This window comes from Brassicibacter mesophilus, from assembly GCF_050433385.1.
Taxonomy (GTDB): domain Bacteria; phylum Bacillota; class Clostridia; order Tissierellales; family Proteiniboraceae; genus Brassicibacter; species Brassicibacter mesophilus.
Genome location: NZ_JBNPXI010000006.1, coordinates 98,621 through 117,075, shown reverse-complemented (window position 1 = coordinate 117,075; position 18,455 = coordinate 98,621). Strand labels below are relative to the sequence as shown.

Sequence of the window (18,455 nt, the reverse complement as noted above, 5' to 3'; positions counted from 1 at the left end):
AAAAAAAAGGACTACAGAGAAAATTTACGAGTATGTCACATAAGAACAAATGTCATGACAAATATCAGATAAAAATTTTTAATAAATAGACAAATCTTTATAAAAATTTATTGTAAAGGAGGGTAGATAAAATTAATCACCTAAAATAATAAATCATGAAGGAGGATTACTGAAAACAAATTAAAAAATTTTTAAAGAGATGGAGGTATAAAAATGTTTATTAAAGCTTTATTAGTGGCTCTTTATGCATTCTGGATTGAAAGTCCTTTAACATTTAACACTCGATTTTTTGCTTTTGGGCGTCCACTAGTATCTGGATTAATTGTTGGTCTTATATTAGGTGATCCTGTAAAAGGAACAATAATTGGTGCAACTATTAATGCAGTATATATAGGAGTAATAGTAGTTGGCGATCAAACACCTGCAGATACCAGAACTGCAGGTGTCCTTGGACCTGCATTAGGAATATTAGCTGATATGACACCTGCAATGGCACTTGCTGTTGTTGTTCCTATTGCTCTAGTAGGGGTTTCTTTTAGAACACTAAGGCAATCGTTCTTTTCCGTTCTTTCTCATAAGGCAGATAAATATGCTGAAGAAGATAATCCTAGAGGTATTGCTATGGTTAATGTTATCCCACCAATTGTATTTGCCTTTATATATCCAGGAATTGCGACTTTCCTTGCTGTTTATTATGGGCCAGAAGCAGTGGAAGCTGTTCTTGGATTTTTACCAGCCCCATTAATTGCTGGTCTGCAAGCAACAGGTAAACTTTTACCAGCTGTAGGATATTCGATGTTATTACATTATATGACAGCAACTAGCTTAGGAATGCTACCAATGTTCTTTATTGGATTTATCCTAGCAGCATTTTTAGGGTTAGACATATTGGCAGTTGTAGGTATAGGTATATGTGTAGCATTTATGATTTATATACCTAAAACAAGGGGGGTGGGCAACTTTGAGTAAGGCTAAAGAAAATGTACAAGTAACTTTAAATGATCGTGATCTTTTAGGGATTTGGGCAAGATGGGTATGTTTTCTAAATGGTTTTGTGAACTATGAAAGGATGCAAGGAGTTGGATTTTGCCACGCTATTTCACCTGTTATAAAGAAACTTTACAGTAAAAAGGAAGATAGAGTTTCAGCGTATCAAAGACATTTAACTTTTTTTAATACAAATGGGACAACAGGTTCTATAATATTAGGGATTACAGCTGCTATGGAAGAGCAAAAAGCAAATGGAGCTGAAGTAGAAGGTGAAACTATAAATGCAGTTAAAGTTTCTCTTATGGGACCTCTTGCAGGATTGGGAGACTCTATTTTCCAAGCAACTATTTTCCCAATATTATTGTCAATAGGTATTGGTTTAGGGTTACAAGGAAATTCTTTTGGACCGATATTGTTTACAATATTAGCATTAGGTATTTCATATCCTTTAGATTATTGGTGGTTTAGAAAGTCTTATAAAGAAGGACGTCCTTTACTAACGAAACTTATGGCAACAGGTTTATTAAACAAGGTAACAGAAGGGGCAAGTATGGTTGGTTTATTAGCTGCAGGAACTTTAACTGCACGTTATATTAATTTTAAAGTTAAGTATGATATTCCACTTTCAATAGGAGAACCAATAAGCGTACAAGCTGATATACTAGATAAAATTGCTCCAAACATCCTACCTTTACTTCTTGTTATAGGTTGTTGGACTGCATTACGTCGTAAAGTAAGTGTTGGAAAATTGATTTTAGGAATATTTATTGTTGGTATATTAGTAGGTGCTTTTGGTATAATCTAGGAGTTTTAAATCTGAAGCAGTAAAAAACACTGCTTCAGAAGTTATTATATTTTGATATTAGGGAGGATTAATATGACTTTAGCCAGTACAAAGACATTATTAGTGAAAGCAAGAAAAGAGGGATATGCTCTGCCGGCGTTTAATATAACTGATCTGCAAAGCATTCAAACAATAGTTAAAGTATGTGAAGAAGAAAATGCACCTTGTCTAATAGAATTAGGTGAAAAAACAATTCAATCATATGGAGCAGATTATGCAGATTATATAGCTGCTATTGCTAAAATTGCTGCAAGAAATGCAACAGTTCCTGTTGCTCTCCATCTAGATCATGGGTACAAGTTTGAATCTTTTATGAAAGCTATTCGAGAAGGGTTTTCCTCAGTTATGATTGATGCTTCAGAAAAACCTTTTGATGAAAATGTAGCAATAACTAGAGAAATTGTAAAAATGGCTCATGCTTGTGGGGTTTCAGTAGAAGCAGAACTAGGTCATGTAGGACAAGGTAGCTATGATGAAGTAGATAATAAAAAGTTTTATACAGATCCAGAAGAAGCTGCTAAGTTTGTAGAGTTAACAAATGTAGATTTCTTAGCAGTTGCAATAGGTACTGCTCATGGTCGCTATAATTATGAGCCTAAGCTTGATTTAGAAAGACTTACAGAGATAAGTAAGAAAGTAGCTATTCCATTAGTTTTACATGGATCTTCTGGAACTCCAGGTGTAGAAAAAACGCTTGAGTTAGGAATAGCAAAGATAAATGTTTTTACAGATATACAAATACCAATTGTAGAAAAAACTAAAGAAATTCTCGATAATAATCCTTTAGAAAAATTAAAGGCAGCAACTATATGGAAACCTGCTAATGAAGCAGCAATTCCTGTAATTAGAAATTATATAAAAATGCTAGGTGTATCAGGTAGAGCTTAAGGAGGGGAAATAATGAAAACTTATAAAATTGCTACAATAAAAGGCCCAAATAATATTGAACTGAATGATTGGGAAATGCCTGAATTATATCCTGATGAAGTAAAAGTTAAAATTTCTGCGTGTGCTATTTGTACTTCAGATCAGGGTATTTACAGAGGAGCACGTGGTAATCAATATCCTTTTTATCCTGGGCATGAAGTAATAGGAATTGTTGAAGAAGTAGGAGCGTTAGCTGCAACTGAAGCAAAAGTAGGAGATAAAGTTGTTGTTTGTCGTATGAATAGATGTGGACAATGTCCTCCATGTAGAAAAGGCGATGATAATCGTTGTGTAAAGACGAAATCTTTACATAGACCAGGGCGACCAGCAGCACCAGGAGGGTTTGGTGAGTATCTTATTGTGCCAGATTATCAAGTGTTTAAAATGAGTGAAGATGCAGACATGATAAGTTCTGCTCTTATTGAACCAGTTGCTTGTTGTATTGGGAGTGTTGATAAAGCAGATATACAGCTGGGGGATACAGTGCTTGTAATTGGGGCTGGAATAATGGGATTACTTCATGCGGAAATATTACACTTACGTGGTGCAAAGGTAATAATTTCTGAAGTTGATGAGGAAAGACGTAAAACAGCTGAAGAATTCGCTGATTTGGTAATAGATCCAACAAAAGATATAGAATCTGTTATAAACAAGATTACTGACGGATATGGTGTTGATAGTGTATTTGTTACTGCAGGATCACCTAAACTTGTGCCAACATTGTTTAAATATGCATCTGGAGGAGCTAGTATAGTAATTTATACATCTTATTATCAACCAGAAGGTGCAGAGGCACCAATAGATTTAAATGATTTACACTATAAGGAATATCGCTTAGTAGGAACTATAAGTCCAACTAGAAATGATTTTGCAAGGGCAGTTTCTATAGTAAATGCTAATCGTATAGATTTGGATAAGTTTATAAGAACAACGGTACCTTTTGAAGAAATTTCTAAAGCCTTTAATATGGCTATAGAACCAGGAAGTTATAGAGTTATCGTAACTATGTAGTAAAAGGAGGTTGAAGATATTATGTTTGCTATAATTGTTATAGGTCATGGAGAGTTTTCCACTGGAATTAAAAATGCTGCAGAGATGATTTTGGGAGAACAAGAAAATATGATAGCTATTCCGCTATTACCTAAAGATAGCCCTGAAACCTATTTGAAAAAATTGAGAGAGGTTACTAGTTCTTATGATGAATTTGTAATATTAGCTGATCTTAAAGGAGGTACACCTGCTAATTTAGCTTCTTTCTTGGTGCGGGATAAGAATTGCAAATGTATAACGGGTGCAAATTTGCCCATGCTTTTAGAAATGATTGGTAGTCGTTTAAGTGGTATGGATATTGAAGATGTAATTTTAGAGGCAATAAAAATAGGAAATACTGGAATTTACGAAATAAATAGTGATAATATATTATGTAAGTAGACAGGAGGGATAAATATGTTGGATATAGTTTTTGTTAGAATTGATGATCGTCTGATTCACGGTCAAGTGGTTACAGGATGGATGCGTCAAACGTTAGCAAATAAAATCGTTATAGTGGACGATTTAGTTGCAAAGGATCCATTTATGTTACAATTGTTAAAAATGGCTGCACCACCAAATGTTGCTATTAATGCTTTTACTATTGAGGATGGCATAGAGCTTTTAAAAGGCGAACCAAAGTCTGCCAAGGAAAAAGTACTTATTCTTGCTAAAAGCCCAGAGGTAATATTATCATTGGTAGAAGCTGGTGTGGATATAACCCATTTAAATGTTGGAGGTATGGGATCAAAGTCAGGTAGAAAACAATTGTTTAGAAATATTCAAGCTTCTTCTGAAGAAATAGAAACTTTTAAAAAATTATCTGAACTAGGAGTTAACGTAGAATTTAGGGTTGTTGTTGAAAATAAAGGAGTTTCCTTAGCTGAAGTTTTAGCGGGAAAGAGGAAATAGATAAGTAAGATAGGTTAAGTAAAGGGGGCCTAGCAATTATGTCAAAAATTGAGGGTGATATAGAAGTAATAGTTAAAGTAGCTGAACTTTACTATGAAATGGGACAAACCCAACAGGAGATAGCTGACAAATTAAAATATTCTAGACCCATGATTTCAAAACTACTATCTAATGCCCATGATTTAGGAATTGTTAAAATTAGCGTTAAAAATCCAAATTCAGAAGCTAAAGAATTGGCAATGCAAATGGAGGAAATATTTTCTACGGATGATAGACATTTTAGAGCCATTGTTGTTCCTTCTTCAGTTCAAGATGAATTAACTAAAAATAGAGTGTATAAAGCAGGTGCAAAATATTTAGAAGAAAATATTTTTGATAATGAAATAATTGGTATAGGTAGAGGATCTTCTGTCTATGGATTAGTAAATAATTTATCAGGTAACAAGCATACAGGAATCGAAACAGTTCCATTGGCAGGTGGGCTAGGGAGCATAGATTCTCTTTATCAAGTAAATGAAACAGCTAGGAAAGCGGCATATAGTTTAGGTGGGATTTGTCATTATGTATATTCTCCTGTCTATTTAGGGTATAAAGCTACAAAAGATGCTATATTATCGGATCCTGAATTAAAACATACCTTTGATTTGTGGGATGAGTTGGATTGGGCAGTAGTTGGTATAGGAGCTATTTTTCAATCTAACAATAACTATTATAGAGACTTGGTACTAAAAGCTGAGGTAGAGACAAATCAAAAAGTCGTGGCTGATTTGTGTATTAATTTAATAGATCCTTTTGGAAAACCAGTTAGTTCTCAAGCTACAGTAGTTGCTATAAATTTGTCGCAACTAAGAAAAGCTAAAAAAGTAATGGCAATAGCATCTGGCACATACAAAGTACAGGCTATTTTAGCTTGTATAAAAGGAAACTGGATAGATACATTGGTAACCGATGAGCATACTGCGCTTAGTTTAATTGAAAATTATAAGAAATAAAGTAGAATTAAATATATTTAATTCTACTTTATTTATGGTCAAGGTACTGCTGGAAATAAAAGAGTAGCAAAAGGATTAGGAATAGGTATAGCAACTCTTTATAGAAAACTTGAACAATAATTATCAAAATAATAATTATTGTGTTTGAGATTGTTAAAATGCAGACATATAAGAAAAGTAGAGTTATCAAAATGATAAAACAATTATCTGTTTGATAACTTTACTGTTTTTATTTTAATTTGAGGCTACAAATTATTAAAGTCATAGAAATTAAATTAGAAATTTTATTATAAATATTATTTGATAATAAAATAGAGAGAAATCTATGAATTCAACTATAGATTAATTTAAAATTTTACCAATTAGAAGTTATTTAGGATAAAAATAAGCAATTAACTTCAATTTGTTTTTCTAAGTGAATTGGCATAACAATTGCTATATACATTTGCATAAATCATATTATTTATGTAGAAAGGAGACATTACTTAATGAATGTAGGTATTAAGTGGCAAGAAAACATTCTTCCTAAAACAGATAAAAAGAAATGTATAGAATTTTTAAGCAAAGAGGAAATTGGGAAAGCAAGAAATTTTCATGAAAGCTTTGAGCAATACTCTGAGACACCTTTAGTTGAACTAAAAGAATTAGCAGCACATATAGGTGTATCGGGCATTTACTTAAAGGATGAGTCGCATAGATTTGGACTAAATGCATTTAAAGTTCTTGGTGGTTCATTTGCTATGGCAAAATATATGGCACAAAGACTTGGAAAAGATATTTCAGAATTAGGTTATAAAAGATTGATTTCAGATGAAATTAGAAAAGAATTAGGTGATGTGGTGTTTGTTACTGCAACTGACGGTAACCATGGTAGAGGGGTTGCTTGGACAGCAAATCAGCTAAAGCAAAAATCAGTTGTATATATGCCGAAAGGTTCATCTCAGATAAGACTTGAAAACATCAGAAAAGAAGGAGCAGAGGCGAGTATCACTGATATGAATTATGATGAAGCTGTAAGGCTTGCAAACAAATACGCTCAAGACAATAATGGTGTAATAGTTCAAGATACAGCGTGGGAAGGTTATGAAGAAATTCCAGCTTGGATTATGCAAGGATATGGAACTATAGCGTTAGAGGCTATAGAACAATTAAAAGAAAAAGGAATAGAAAGACCATCTCATATGTTTTTACAGGCTGGTGTTGGATCTTTTGCAGGAGGAATTCAAGGAGTTTTTGCATCAATCTATGGAGATGATTGTCCAATTACAGCCATAGTTGAAGCAGATGTTGCAGATTGTCTATATAAATCAGCAGTAGAAGCAAATGGTGAACCTACAGCCGTTGGCGGAGATATGCAAACTATAATGGCTGGACTTGCTTGCGGAGAAGCAAATACAATAGGCTGGGAGATACTCAAAAATCATAGTTCCATATTTGTATCATGTACTGACTGGGTGGCAGCTAATGGGATGAGGATATTAGGTAATCCTTTAAAGGGAGATGAGCATGTTATCTCAGGAGAGTCAGGGGCAGTTACTGCAGGATTACTAGTTGAGATCATGACAAACGATTGCTACAAAGAGTTAAGAGAAAAATTAAAGCTTGATGAGAATTCTAAAGTTTTATTAGTTAGTACAGAAGGTGATACAGATCCTGATAAGTATAGAAGTATAGTGTGGAAAGGAGAATATACAAATGCTAAATAGACAAAGAGAAGAAAAACTAATTAAATTATGTCAAGAATTATTAAGAAATCCAAGTGTTTCAGGAGAAGAAGAAAAAGTAGTAGAAGAAGTTAAAAACGCATTTGAACAATTTGGATTTGACAATTGCTTCGTTGATAGTTATGGAAATGTAATAGGTCATATAAAAGGAAGGGGAGAAGGTAAGGCTATTCTTTTTGATGGTCATATCGATACGGTTCCTGTTACAGATGAAATGAAATGGAAATTTGGGCCATTTAGTGGTGAGATTTCTGAAGGGAAAATATATGGACGTGGATCTTCAGATATGAAGGGACAAGTTAGTGCTATGATAGCTGCCGCTTCATATTTTGCAGAAGATACAGAAAAAGATTTTGCAGGAGATATTTATGTTGCAGGAGTTGTACATGAGGAAATATTTGAAGGAGTAGCTGCAAGAAAAATAAGTGATGCGATTAATCCTGATTACGTAGTAATAGGTGAATCTTCAGAACTGAATCTAAAGATAGGACAAAGAGGTAGAGCAGAGATTGTAGTAGAGGTTTTTGGAAAACCAGCCCATTCAGCTAATCCTGAAAAAGGTATTAATGCAGTTTATAAGATGGCAAAAATAATTGAAAGAATTCAACAACTAAAAACAACTGTACATGAGGAGTTAGGAGAAGGAATATTAGTATTAACAGATATTAAGTCATCACCATATCCTGGAGCTTCTGTTGTGCCAGAGTACTGTAAGGCTACATTTGACAGAAGACTTCTGGTAGGAGAAACGAAAGAATCAGTACTTGCTCCAATAAAAGAGCTTTTAGATGAAATGATGAGAGAAGATAACGAATTGAATACAAACGTTTCTTATGCGGTAGGGAATGAGGTTTGTTACACAGGTGAAGTTATAACAGGTGAAAGATTTTTCCCAGGATGGATATTCAGAGAAGACGATGAATTTGTTCAAGTTGCATATAAAGGATTAAAAGAAGCAGGAATTGATCCTAAGATAACTCATTATTCTTTCTGTACTAATGGAAGTCATTACGCAGGTGAAAAAGGAATAAAAACAATAGGTTTTGGTCCTTCAAAAGAGAACTTAGCTCATACAATCAACGAATATATTGAGATTGAGCAACTAGAAAAAGGTGCCAGAGGCTATTATGGAATATTGAAAGCTGTTTTTGAGAAGTAAAAAAGGTTGCTAGTATAAATAAACGTATATGAACTAAAATCGATAGAAAAGTTATCTATGAGGTAAAAATGAAGATAGTGAAGTTAGATGTAAACGATTGCAAAAACTATCAAAATGGCATCTATAAAAATGAGGAGTGAGTAATATGAGTAAAGAAGATATTATAGGGCATTCATACCCCATTAAAGATGCAAGATTAAAAGTGATAGGGCAGTTTGGGAACAACAGCAGTTAAGGGATATTTAGTATCTCTTCCTGATTCTGCGATAAAGATATTTGCTTAATCACCAATAGTAATTGCAACTATTATAGCATTTACACTAAACATAGTTTTACCAAACAAATCTTTAGCAGATGAAGCCAAAGGAAGAGCGGAAATAGAAGAAGATTAGTACGAAGTATATGCAGGAATATTAAGTATAGAGGTGAGATATTTGAAAATAAAACTCAAAGTTAATAATAAAGACATGGAAATAGATGTTAGGCCAGATGAATTTTTGCTCGATACTTTAAGGCGGCTTGGATATTCAAGCGTACAAAGCGGATGCGATACAAGTTCCTGTGGTTTATGTGCAATATGGGTTGATGGTGAGGTAGTACTATCTTGTACCTATCTCACTGTACGGGCAGTTGGGAAAAATATAACTACTTTAGAAGGTGTAAGAGAAGAATCTAAAAAGTTTACTAATTTTTTAGCTGATGAAGGTGCAGAACAATGTGGATATTGTGCTTCAGGATTTATAATGACGGTACTTGCTATGGAAAAAGAATTAATCAATCCTAGTGAGGAAGAAGTATATCATTATTTAAACGGTAATCTATGTAGATGTACAGGATATAAGGGACAGATTAGGGCGGTTAAGAAATATTTAGAATCTAAAGTAGTGAGAGGGGAAGAAGGATGATTACTATAAAGGAATATGTTGCACCTAAAAGTATAGAAAAAGCGTATGAAATTCTAATGGCTAGAAAAAATAATATAATATTAGGTGGATGTGGATTTATAAAATTAGGTTCTAAAAATATTGGAACAGCTATAGATTTATGTAATCTGTCCTTAGACTATATTATTGAAAATGAAGATAAGATATTAATAGGTGCAGATACAACTTTAAGGCAGTTAGAAACTAATAATATTATAAAAAACTATTGTGGAGGAGCAATTAGTCAAGGTGTTTCCAATATTGTAGGAGTACAATTTAGAAATATGGCAAGGGTTGGAGCTAGTGTATTTTCTAAATATGGTTTTTCTGATTTATTGCCATCCTTATTGGTCTTGGATGCTAGAGTAAGGCTTTATAATGGTGGAGTTATGGATTTAAAATACTTTTTAGAGAAGAAATATGACAAAGATATATTATTGGAAGTAATATTACCTAAAAAAGACGGTATAGCTGAATTTGACTGTTTAAGAAAGTCATCTGGAGATTTATCTATTATAAATGGAGCAATGTTTAGAAGTAAGGGTGGGGAATATAGAATTGCTATCGGTTCTCGACCTCAAAGAGCAAAACTGGCTGAAAAGGCAGCCAAGGATTTAGGAGATGGATTGAATATTGAAAAGGCAGCAGATAGGGCGGTTGATGAACTGCATTTTGGAACTAATATGAGAGGCAGAAAAGAATATAGAGAAGATATGTGTAAAGTATTGATAAAAAGAATGCATGATAGGGTAGGTGATTATCATGATAGGTAAAGGAGTAAAGAAAGTAGATAGCTCCTCCATATTAAATGGACAACCAATATATACAGATGATTTGATTTTTCATAAGGATGTTTTAATAATTAAACTCTTAAGAAGTCCTCATGCTTTTGCGAAGATTAAGAAGATTGATATTAATAAAGCTAAAAAAGTAGAAGGGATTGTGGAAATATACACATACAAAGATGTTCCTCAAGTTAGATACTCAGAATCAGGGGAATCTTATCCTGACCCCACACCTTACGATAGGATGCTGTTGGAACCTATTGTAAGATATGTAGGAGATGAGGTTGCCATAATAGTTGGGGAAAATGAGATAGCCGTTGAAAAGGCAATAAAATTAATAGAAGTTGAATATGAAGTACTAGAACCTGTATTGGACTTAATTACAGCTGAAGGACATAGTTCTATCCTACATCCAGAAAGTGATATATTTTGCCCTTTTGATTTTGGATTTAATGGCAAAAAAAATATTGTTTCACGGTTTGAATTAGGAAAAGGAGATGTGGAGAAAGAGTTTAAAAATTGTGATGTTATAATAGAAAGAACTTATCGTACACAGGCGCAAGCACATTGTATGATGGAGACTCACAGAGCTTATTCTTACATAGATGCAAATGGAAGACTTGTTGTGATATCATCCAATCAATCAGCCTACCATATGAGGAGACAAACGGCTAAAGCTATTGGTTTACCTGTTTCAAAGCTTAGATTTATAAAACCAAGGATAGGCGGAGGTTTTGGAGGTAAAAATGTAGCATTAGCTGAACCTTATGCAGCGTTTGTTACGTGGAAAACAAAAAGGCCTTCTAAACTTATCTATACAAGAAAAGAAACTTTTGCAGCCTCTACAAGTAGACATGAAATGAAATTTGATGTAAAAATTGGTTCTGATTTAGATGGAAATATTAAAGCCATAGAAATTAATTCTATAAACAATACAGGTGCCTATGGTGCCAATGGAGCTGTAGTAACTATGGAGGCTGCACAGAATGTATTGCCTATATATAATAAGGTGCCAGCAATAAGATATAGAGGGAAAACCGTTTATACAAATATAGTTTCGGCAGGTCCCCTTAGAGGATATGGTGCAACTCAAGGGACTTTTATGATGGACTCGGCTATAAATGAACTTAGTAGCAAGCTAGGGATAGAACCTATTGAAGTTAAACTTAAGAATACTATACGAAAGGGAGCAGAAGGTGGGATATTAAAAAGTCCTATTAAAAGTCTTAATATAGAAAAATGTATAAAAAGAGGAAAAGAATTAATAGGTTGGGATGAAAAATATCCTAAAAAAGAAATTAGTTGTAATAAAGTAAGGGCTGTTGGCATGAGTATAGCTATACATGGATCTGGAATTGCTAATATCGATTCTGCTACAGTAATTATACGCATGGTAGAAGACGGTACTTATATATTGCTAACAGGTTCATCGGATTTAGGCACAGGTTCAGATACAGTTTTAGCACAAATTACAGCTGAATCATTGAATACGAATATGGATAGGATTACGGTTTATTCAGGAGATACGGATGCATGTCCTTATGATACTGGGGCATATGCTTCATGTACTACTTATTTAACAGGTAATGCAATTGTAAGGGCTTGTGCAGAATTAAAAGATAAAATTTTAAAGACTGCAGAAAAGAAACTTGATATTCCTGCACCATTTTTAGAACTAAAGGAAGACAGAATATGTCATAGGGAAGATGAAAATATATATGTACTATTAAGCACCTTAGGGGAAGAATCTGTATTGGGACCAGATAGTGAAGTATTAATGGCTAATGCAACTTTTGGAATGACAGAAAGTCCTAGACCTTTTATTGCAGGTTTTGTAGAGATAGAGTTAGACAAAAATACAGGAGAAGTTAAGGTTATAAACTATGTTGCTGTTGTTGATTGTGGAACGGTTATTAATCCTAATTTAGCAAGAATTCAAGTAGAGGGAGGAATAACTCAAGGAATAGGTATGGCGTTATATGAAGACGTAAAATATTCTAATAAAGGGAGATTGTTGACGAATAGCTTTATTCAATACAATGTTCCTTCAAAGAAAGATATAGGTAATATAATAGTGGATTTCCAACCTGATTATGAACCAACAGGTCCTTTTGGAGCAAAATCCATTGGCGAAGTAGTAATCCACACCCCATCTCCAGCCATAGTAAATGCAGTTTATAACGCAGTTGGAGTGAATATAAGAAATTTACCAATAACTTCAGAAAAAGTATACAATGAAATGAAAAAACTAAAATGATAACTGACCAATTAGGAAGCTTTTTAGGAGGTAAACCATGTATATAGTAAAGAGTAAGTACTTGATAGCTTCTAGCGAAGAGGTTTATATAGATTATTCTCTAGTAATTGAAAATGAGTATATTAAAGAAATATTACCTAATATAGAGACAGAAAAAAAGTATCCTAATGTTAAAATAATTGACAAATCTGATTCGATCCTTATGCCAGGTTTTATCAATGCTCATATGCACCAGTACGGTGTTCTTTCAAGAGGAATACCTGCAAATGTAGAATTTAAGGATTTTGAAGGGTTTTTAAACGACTATTGGTGGCCATTTATTGAGAATAGGATAGGAATAGAAGAAGTAAAAGCAACTACTAGAGCTTCTGCAATAGAGCTTATAGAGTCAGGAGTAATAGGATTCTGTGACACGTTAGAAGCTCCAAATACAGAAGAAGGTACACTTATAGAGCAAGCTAAAATTATAGAAAATATTGGAATGAAAGCTATTCTATCCATAGAAAGCTGTGAGAGAATAAACTATGAAAACGGAGTAAAATGCCTAGATGAAAATGAAAGATTGATAAAATGGGGTAGAGAAAATAGCAAATTAATCGATGGAATTATGTGCACACATACTTCATTTACATGTTCTAAAAATTTCTTAAAGGAAGTCAAGGAAAAAACTAAAAGAATAAATGCTAGATGGCAATTTCATTTATCCGAAAGTATTTATGAAGTAAATTATTGTCGAAACAACTATAATAAGTCACCTGTAAAATATTATGATGATCTTGATTTATTAGATAAGGATGTTCTTGCATCTCAATGTGTAAAAGTAAATAATGACGAGATTAAGCTTTTAAAAGAAAGAAATGTTAAAGTAGTTCATATGCCTCTTAGTAATTGTGAAGTTGGTGGAGGCTTTGCTCCAATACCAGAACTTTTAGATGAGGGTATAGAGGTGGCTTTAGGAACAGATGGATATATAAACGATTTCTTTACTGTTATGAAAGCAGCATTTTTAATACACAAAGCGAGTAAAGAAGATGCATCTGTTATGCCCGCAAGTACAGTATTCAAAATGGCTACAGAATATGGAGCGAAGGCTCTAGGCTGGGAGGATACTGGAAGACTTATTGTAGGAAATAAAGCTGACTTTATTATTATGGAAGATAACTTTAAAACCCCTATTACTATGGAAAACATCTTTGATCAAATAGTAGTTCATGGTCAAAAGGAATCAATAGATAGTGTTTATATAAATGGCAAGATAGTTCTTGAAGAAAAAAGATTAAGCACAATAGATAAAAAAGACGTGTGTAAACAAATGAAGCAGGTAGCAAAAACATTTTGGGATATCTAAAAAATACAAGAGGTGAGCGAGATGTATAAATTATTTGGAGTTGAAATAAAATCACCTATTATTATAGGATCAGGCCCTTTAAGCTATAGCGCAGAGGGAATGAAAAGACTAAGTGATGCTGGAGCAGGTGCCGTAGTAACAAAGACAATAAGAAAAAATAGAGCTATAAATCCAGCACCACACATGGTAAAAAGCTCAAACAATTCACTTATAAATAATGAAAAATGGTCAGATTTTGAACCTGAAAGATGGATAAATGAAGAAATTCCTAAGATGAAGGGATATGGAGTTGTTTGTATTGCATCTGTTGGGCATACATTAGAGGAAAGCAGTGAGTTAGTAAAAAAAGTAGCAAATGCAGGAACAGATATAATCGAATTAGTTTCTTACGACAAGAACGATCTTATCCCAATGATTGAAGATACTAAGAAGAGAGTAAATATACCCGTAATTGCAAAATTACCTCCTACCATTGAGAATATAGGTGATTTTTGTAAACAACTAGTACAAGCTGGTGCTGATGCTATTACAGCTTGTGACTCTGTAGGACCTGCTTTTCGTATTGATATAGAAACTGGGAAGCCACTATTAGGTGGTTCAGGATTTGGATGGTTAACAGGTGAAGTAATTAAGCCAATTACCTTACACAAGATATATGAGATAAGAAAAAAAGTAGATGTTCCAATTATTGGATTAGGTGGATGTGTTAGTGGTGCTGATGCAGTAGAGATGATAATGGCAGGTGCAAATTTCATAGGAATATGTTCAGCACCTATTTTAAAAGGAGAACAAATAATAAATAAAATAAATAATGATTGTCTAAATCATCTACAAAGATTAGGATATAGTTCAATACAAGAAGCTTGTGGAGTAGTTCATAAACATATGGGTGAGCGTAACGATAGAGAAAGCTTTAAATTTGAATTTGATAAAAATGTTTGTACTAGCTGTAAGCTATGTGAAAAGGTATGTGCTTATAAAGCAAGAAAAGTGACTGACAAAATGGAATTAGATGAAGGTGAGTGTAGATACTGTGGACTATGTGTATCTGTATGTCCAACAAAAGCACTTAAATCTGTTTATATATAAAAATATTTTTATAGAGTTGGTGTATAGTATGAAAATATTAATTAAAAATGGATTAATAGTTGATGGAAGTTTAAATAAACCATATAATGCTGATGTATTAATTGAAGAAGATAGAGTAAAAAAAATAGGTAAATTAATTGAAGATAGCGATATAGTAATTGATGCCAATGAGAAAGTTGTATGTCCGGGCTTTATAGATACTCATAGTCATTCTGACCTTATGATTCTTGATAATCCATATAACGAGATAAAAATAAGACAGGGTATTACTACTGAAATATTAGGTCAGGATGGACTATCTATGGCTCCACTCCCTAAAAAGTATATTAATCAATGGAGAAGTATAATTTCTGCCTTCAATGGAGATAGCAACACAATTGATTGGGAATATGAGACTACAAAAAACTATTTGAGTATAATGGAGAAAAATGGTGTTGGATTAAATCAAGGATATTTAGTTCCTCATGGCAATATAAGACTTGAGGCTATAGGATTAGAAGACAAAAAGGCTAACTTTCAAGACGTTGCAAAAATGTGCCAGATTACTAGAAGAGAAATGGAAGCAGGTGCATTTGGAGTTTCTAGTGGGCTTATCTATGCACCATGTGTATATGCTGATACTGATGAGCTTATAGAAATCTGTAAAGTTGTATCAGAATATAATGGTATATTTGTAGTACATCAGAGAAGTGAAGCAGATGATATTATAGAATCAATGAAGGAAATAATAAAAATTGGAAGAGAGTCACGAGTAAAAATTCATTTTTCTCATTTCAAGGTATGTGGTAAAAACAATTGGCAGTATATAGATGAGGCTTTAGCATTATTAGATGAGGCAAAACGAGAAGGAATTAAAGTATCATTTGATCAATATCCTTATGCTGCAGGAAGTACAAGCCTAGGAGTAATATTGCCTTCATGGGTTCATGAAGGAGGTACAGAAAAATTATTAAAAAGGCTTGAAAGTGAAGAAGTTAGAAAAAAAATAATAGCAGATATAAAAAATGGAATTCCTGGCTGGGACAATTTTATTAATTTTGCTGGACTAGATCAAATATTTGTAACCTCAGTAAAAACAGATAAAAATAAAGACACAGTAGGTAAAAATCTTGTTGAGCTAGGAGAGCTTAGAAGAAAAGATCCTTATAATGCAACCTTTGATCTTCTTTATGAAGAAGAAAATTCTGTAGGCATGGTGGATTTTTATGGAATGGAAGAGCATATAATAAAAATTCTAAAAAGACCAGAGCAAAATGTTTGTACAGATGGAATGATGTCAGAAAAACCTCATCCACGACTATTTGGATCATTTCCAAGAGTTTTAGGTAGATATGTAAGAGAACAAAAAGCTCTTACTATAGAAGAAGCAATATATAAGATGACAAAAAAGCCAGCAGAAACCTTTAATATTAGAGATAGAGGAGAGATTAAAGAGGGAAATATTGCTGATATTGTGATATTTGATATGAAAGAAATAGAAGATAAAGGAACTTTTATAGAACCAGTTCAATTCTCAGAAGGGATAGAATATGTTCTAATAAATGGCAAAGTAGTAATATTAGATAAGAAATATCATAGTATTCTTGCTGGTAAAGTATTAAAGCGTATATAGATATATGAAAATTAGGAGAGAGTTATATGGCAACGGTGATAATTAATGGCAACATAGTGACTTCACGGGGAATTATAAGTGAAGATATTCGTATAGTTGATGGTAAAATAGAAGATATAGGCAGTAGCTTAGCCAAGGAACAAGATGAAATAATTGATGCCAAAGGATGCTATGTAATGCCTGGAGCTATTGATGTTCACACTCATTTTGATTGTGAAGCAGGAGGAACAGTAGCAGATGATTTTGAAACTGGAACTAAAGCTGCGATTGCAGGGGGAACTACTACTATAATTGACTTTGCTGAGCAAGTAAAAGGTGGAACACTAAGAGAAGCTTTTGAAGCCTGGAACAATAAAGCAGAAGGTAGAACTTATACTGACTACGGATATCATATGACTATATCAGATTGGAATGAACATACAATCCAAGAGATGAGTGAAATGATTAAAGAAGGAATAACTTCCTTTAAGTTGTTTATGGTATATAAGGATCTACAGCTAAATGATGGGGAAATATACGAAGCTTTAATAAAAGCAAAAGAACTAGATGCTTTAATAGGTGTTCATTGTGAGAATGGAGATTTGATAGATAAACTTAGGGAAATTGAAGTATCAAAAGGTAATACAGATGTAATTTATCATGCTAAATCTAGACCAGCAATAGCTGAAAAAGAAGCGATATCAAGACTTGCTGCGATCGCTAAGCTTGCAGATATGTGGATTTATATAGTACACTTAAGTTCAAAAGAAGGATACGGTGAAGTAATCAATGCTAAAAGAGAAGGAATAAAAATATTAGCGGAGACATGTCCACAGTATCTTTTGTTAAATGAAGACTGTTATACTCCTAATGGAAATGACTTGTTTGAAGGAGCAAAATATGTAATGTCTCCTCCTCTCAGAGACATTAAAAGTAATGAGGCTTTGTGGAATGGAATAAAAAATGATATAATAAATGTTGTTGCTACAGATCATTGTGCATTTAATTATGAAGAGCAAAAGGAGCTTGGAAAAAAAGACTTTACTCAAATACCTAATGGTGCTCCTGGAGTGGAGAATAGATTTAAGCTTATGTATAGCTATGGAGTAAAGGAAAACAGGATAGATATGAAAAAACTTGTTGAAGTTCTTTGTGAAAGTCCTGCAAAAATATTTGGTTTGTATCCTAAAAAAGGCACTATTCAAAAAGGAAGCGATGCCGATATTGTTATCTTTAACCCAAATCATACTTCTATAATAGAATCAAAAAATCAAATCCAAAATGTTGATTATAATCTATATGAAGGATTTAAACAACATGGAAAGTTTGAATATGTTTTCTTAAGAGGGGAAATGATAGTTAAAGATGATAAGATAGTAACTTCAAAACCATTAGGGAAATATCAAAGAAGAAACAAATCCTACATATTTAATGATAATTAAAAAAACATAATTATAAAGGGAGGAATTTAAATGAGTATCAAAGCAATTAATTCATCAAAGGCACCAGCAGCAATAGGACCTTATTCACATTCAGTATTAGCAGGTAACTTATTATTTGTTTCTGGACAGCTTCCAATAGATCCAACAAATGGTGAAATGCCACAAGATGTTCAGCAACAAACTAAACAGTCATTAGAAAATTGTAAAGCTATTCTAGAAGAAGCAGGAGCTACACTTAATGATGTAGTTAAAGCTACAATATTTATTAAAGATATGAATCAGTTTGGGAAAATAAATGAAGTATATGCTGAATATTTTAATGAACATAAGCCAGCTAGAGCTTGTGTAGAAGTAGCAAGATTACCAAAAGATGCATTAGTAGAAATAGAAATGATTGTTTTTGTAAAATAGTTTGATTTTTATCTAAAAATCTGATACCATAT

18 protein-coding genes are annotated in these 18,455 nt (G+C 33.1%); all 18 read left to right on the top strand.

The genetic code is table 11. The annotated features are described in order from the left end of the window. Window positions 1-213 precede the first annotated feature (213 nt). The 18 genes from HNR33_RS09015 to HNR33_RS08930 all read left to right on the top strand — a co-directional run bounded on the left by HNR33_RS09015 (window position 214) and on the right by HNR33_RS08930 (window position 18,423). A complete protein-coding gene (locus HNR33_RS09015; protein ID WP_429082540.1) occupies window positions 214-969 on the top strand; it encodes a PTS mannose/fructose/sorbose/N-acetylgalactosamine transporter subunit IIC in 756 nt (251 codons plus the stop codon). Further along, window positions 962-1,795: a PTS system mannose/fructose/sorbose family transporter subunit IID gene (locus HNR33_RS09010; protein WP_429082537.1), complete on the top strand. Its 834-nt coding sequence runs from the start codon at window positions 962-964 to the stop codon at window positions 1,793-1,795. The genes HNR33_RS09015 and HNR33_RS09010 overlap by 8 nt, the downstream gene beginning before the upstream one ends. A gap of 72 nt (window positions 1,796-1,867) precedes the next feature. Continuing rightward, window positions 1,868-2,722 carry a class II fructose-bisphosphate aldolase gene (locus tag HNR33_RS09005; protein WP_429082534.1) on the top strand — a complete coding sequence of 285 codons (855 nt, stop codon included), beginning with the start codon at window positions 1,868-1,870 and terminating at the stop codon, window positions 2,720-2,722. A 12-nt stretch (window positions 2,723-2,734) separates the two neighbouring features. Beyond that, the gene (locus HNR33_RS09000; RefSeq protein ID WP_429082532.1) at window positions 2,735-3,772 is read left to right on the top strand and encodes a zinc-dependent alcohol dehydrogenase; all 1,038 of its coding nucleotides are present in this window, start codon (window positions 2,735-2,737) and stop codon (window positions 3,770-3,772) included. Between the two features lie 21 nt (window positions 3,773-3,793). Continuing rightward, window positions 3,794-4,192, top strand: a complete 399-nt coding sequence (locus HNR33_RS08995; RefSeq protein ID WP_429082530.1) for a PTS sugar transporter subunit IIA — start codon at window positions 3,794-3,796, stop codon at window positions 4,190-4,192. 15 nt (window positions 4,193-4,207) lie between these two features. Then, complete coding sequence (locus tag HNR33_RS08990; protein WP_429082528.1) at window positions 4,208-4,702, top strand: PTS sugar transporter subunit IIB; 495 nt, start codon at window positions 4,208-4,210, stop codon at window positions 4,700-4,702. A 38-nt stretch (window positions 4,703-4,740) separates the two neighbouring features. Next, window positions 4,741-5,694 (top strand): sugar-binding transcriptional regulator, encoded by a 954-nt coding sequence (locus tag HNR33_RS08985; protein WP_429082525.1) that lies wholly within the window; start codon window positions 4,741-4,743, stop codon window positions 5,692-5,694. Window positions 5,695-5,724: 30 nt separating this feature from the next. Further along, window positions 5,725-5,814: a helix-turn-helix domain-containing protein gene (locus HNR33_RS08980; protein WP_429082692.1), complete on the top strand. Its 90-nt coding sequence runs from the start codon at window positions 5,725-5,727 to the stop codon at window positions 5,812-5,814. 368 nt (window positions 5,815-6,182) lie between these two features. After that, window positions 6,183-7,400, top strand: a complete 1,218-nt coding sequence (dpaL, locus tag HNR33_RS08975) for a diaminopropionate ammonia-lyase (protein WP_429082522.1) — start codon at window positions 6,183-6,185, stop codon at window positions 7,398-7,400. Then, window positions 7,390-8,577 carry a YgeY family selenium metabolism-linked hydrolase gene (locus HNR33_RS08970; RefSeq protein WP_429082521.1) on the top strand — a complete coding sequence of 396 codons (1,188 nt, stop codon included), beginning with the start codon at window positions 7,390-7,392 and terminating at the stop codon, window positions 8,575-8,577. Before dpaL ends, HNR33_RS08970 begins: the two co-directional genes overlap by 11 nt. 434 nt (window positions 8,578-9,011) lie before the next feature. After that, complete coding sequence (locus HNR33_RS08965) at window positions 9,012-9,482, top strand: (2Fe-2S)-binding protein (RefSeq protein ID WP_429082520.1); 471 nt, start codon at window positions 9,012-9,014, stop codon at window positions 9,480-9,482. Then, window positions 9,479-10,273 (top strand): FAD binding domain-containing protein, encoded by a 795-nt coding sequence (locus tag HNR33_RS08960; RefSeq protein WP_429082517.1) that lies wholly within the window; start codon window positions 9,479-9,481, stop codon window positions 10,271-10,273. The genes HNR33_RS08965 and HNR33_RS08960 overlap by 4 nt, the downstream gene beginning before the upstream one ends. Continuing rightward, window positions 10,263-12,542 (top strand): xanthine dehydrogenase family protein molybdopterin-binding subunit, encoded by a 2,280-nt coding sequence (locus HNR33_RS08955; RefSeq protein WP_429082515.1) that lies wholly within the window; start codon window positions 10,263-10,265, stop codon window positions 12,540-12,542. Before HNR33_RS08960 ends, HNR33_RS08955 begins: the two co-directional genes overlap by 11 nt. Before the next feature lie 37 nt (window positions 12,543-12,579). Further along, window positions 12,580-13,890, top strand: coding sequence for an amidohydrolase family protein (locus HNR33_RS08950; RefSeq protein WP_429082513.1), 1,311 nt, complete (start codon window positions 12,580-12,582; stop codon window positions 13,888-13,890). A 21-nt stretch (window positions 13,891-13,911) separates the two neighbouring features. Beyond that, window positions 13,912-14,979, top strand: coding sequence for a 4Fe-4S binding protein (locus HNR33_RS08945; protein ID WP_429082511.1), 1,068 nt, complete (start codon window positions 13,912-13,914; stop codon window positions 14,977-14,979). Between the two features lie 28 nt (window positions 14,980-15,007). Then, window positions 15,008-16,591: an N-acyl-D-amino-acid deacylase family protein gene (locus HNR33_RS08940; RefSeq protein WP_429082510.1), complete on the top strand. Its 1,584-nt coding sequence runs from the start codon at window positions 15,008-15,010 to the stop codon at window positions 16,589-16,591. A 26-nt stretch (window positions 16,592-16,617) separates the two neighbouring features. Continuing rightward, window positions 16,618-18,012, top strand: a complete 1,395-nt coding sequence (gene hydA, locus HNR33_RS08935; protein ID WP_429082507.1) for a dihydropyrimidinase — start codon at window positions 16,618-16,620, stop codon at window positions 18,010-18,012. A 30-nt stretch (window positions 18,013-18,042) separates the two neighbouring features. Further along, a complete protein-coding gene (locus tag HNR33_RS08930; RefSeq protein WP_429082505.1) occupies window positions 18,043-18,423 on the top strand; it encodes a RidA family protein in 381 nt (126 codons plus the stop codon). The last annotated feature ends 32 nt before the right edge of the window (window positions 18,424-18,455 follow it).

Bases quoted from the DNA above. Each gene is read 5' to 3' on its own strand.
- HNR33_RS08955 (WP_429082515.1), top strand. From the start codon at position 10,263: ATGATAGGTAAAGGAGTAAAGAAAGTAGATAGCTCCTCCATATTAAAT.
- HNR33_RS08985 (WP_429082525.1), top strand. From the start codon at position 4,741: ATGTCAAAAATTGAGGGTGATATAGAAGTAATAGTTAAAGTAGCTGAA.
- HNR33_RS08970 (WP_429082521.1), top strand. From the start codon at position 7,390: ATGCTAAATAGACAAAGAGAAGAAAAACTAATTAAATTATGTCAAGAA.
- dpaL (WP_429082522.1), top strand. From the start codon at position 6,183: ATGAATGTAGGTATTAAGTGGCAAGAAAACATTCTTCCTAAAACAGAT.
- HNR33_RS09000 (WP_429082532.1), top strand. From the start codon at position 2,735: ATGAAAACTTATAAAATTGCTACAATAAAAGGCCCAAATAATATTGAA.
- HNR33_RS09015 (WP_429082540.1), top strand. From the start codon at position 214: ATGTTTATTAAAGCTTTATTAGTGGCTCTTTATGCATTCTGGATTGAA.
- HNR33_RS08960 (WP_429082517.1), top strand. From the start codon at position 9,479: ATGATTACTATAAAGGAATATGTTGCACCTAAAAGTATAGAAAAAGCG.
- HNR33_RS08940 (WP_429082510.1), top strand. From the start codon at position 15,008: ATGAAAATATTAATTAAAAATGGATTAATAGTTGATGGAAGTTTAAAT.
- HNR33_RS08995 (WP_429082530.1), top strand. From the start codon at position 3,794: ATGTTTGCTATAATTGTTATAGGTCATGGAGAGTTTTCCACTGGAATT.
- hydA (WP_429082507.1), top strand. From the start codon at position 16,618: ATGGCAACGGTGATAATTAATGGCAACATAGTGACTTCACGGGGAATT.
- HNR33_RS08950 (WP_429082513.1), top strand. From the start codon at position 12,580: ATGTATATAGTAAAGAGTAAGTACTTGATAGCTTCTAGCGAAGAGGTT.
- HNR33_RS08990 (WP_429082528.1), top strand. From the start codon at position 4,208: ATGTTGGATATAGTTTTTGTTAGAATTGATGATCGTCTGATTCACGGT.
- HNR33_RS08945 (WP_429082511.1), top strand. From the start codon at position 13,912: ATGTATAAATTATTTGGAGTTGAAATAAAATCACCTATTATTATAGGA.
- HNR33_RS08930 (WP_429082505.1), top strand. From the start codon at position 18,043: ATGAGTATCAAAGCAATTAATTCATCAAAGGCACCAGCAGCAATAGGA.
- HNR33_RS09005 (WP_429082534.1), top strand. From the start codon at position 1,868: ATGACTTTAGCCAGTACAAAGACATTATTAGTGAAAGCAAGAAAAGAG.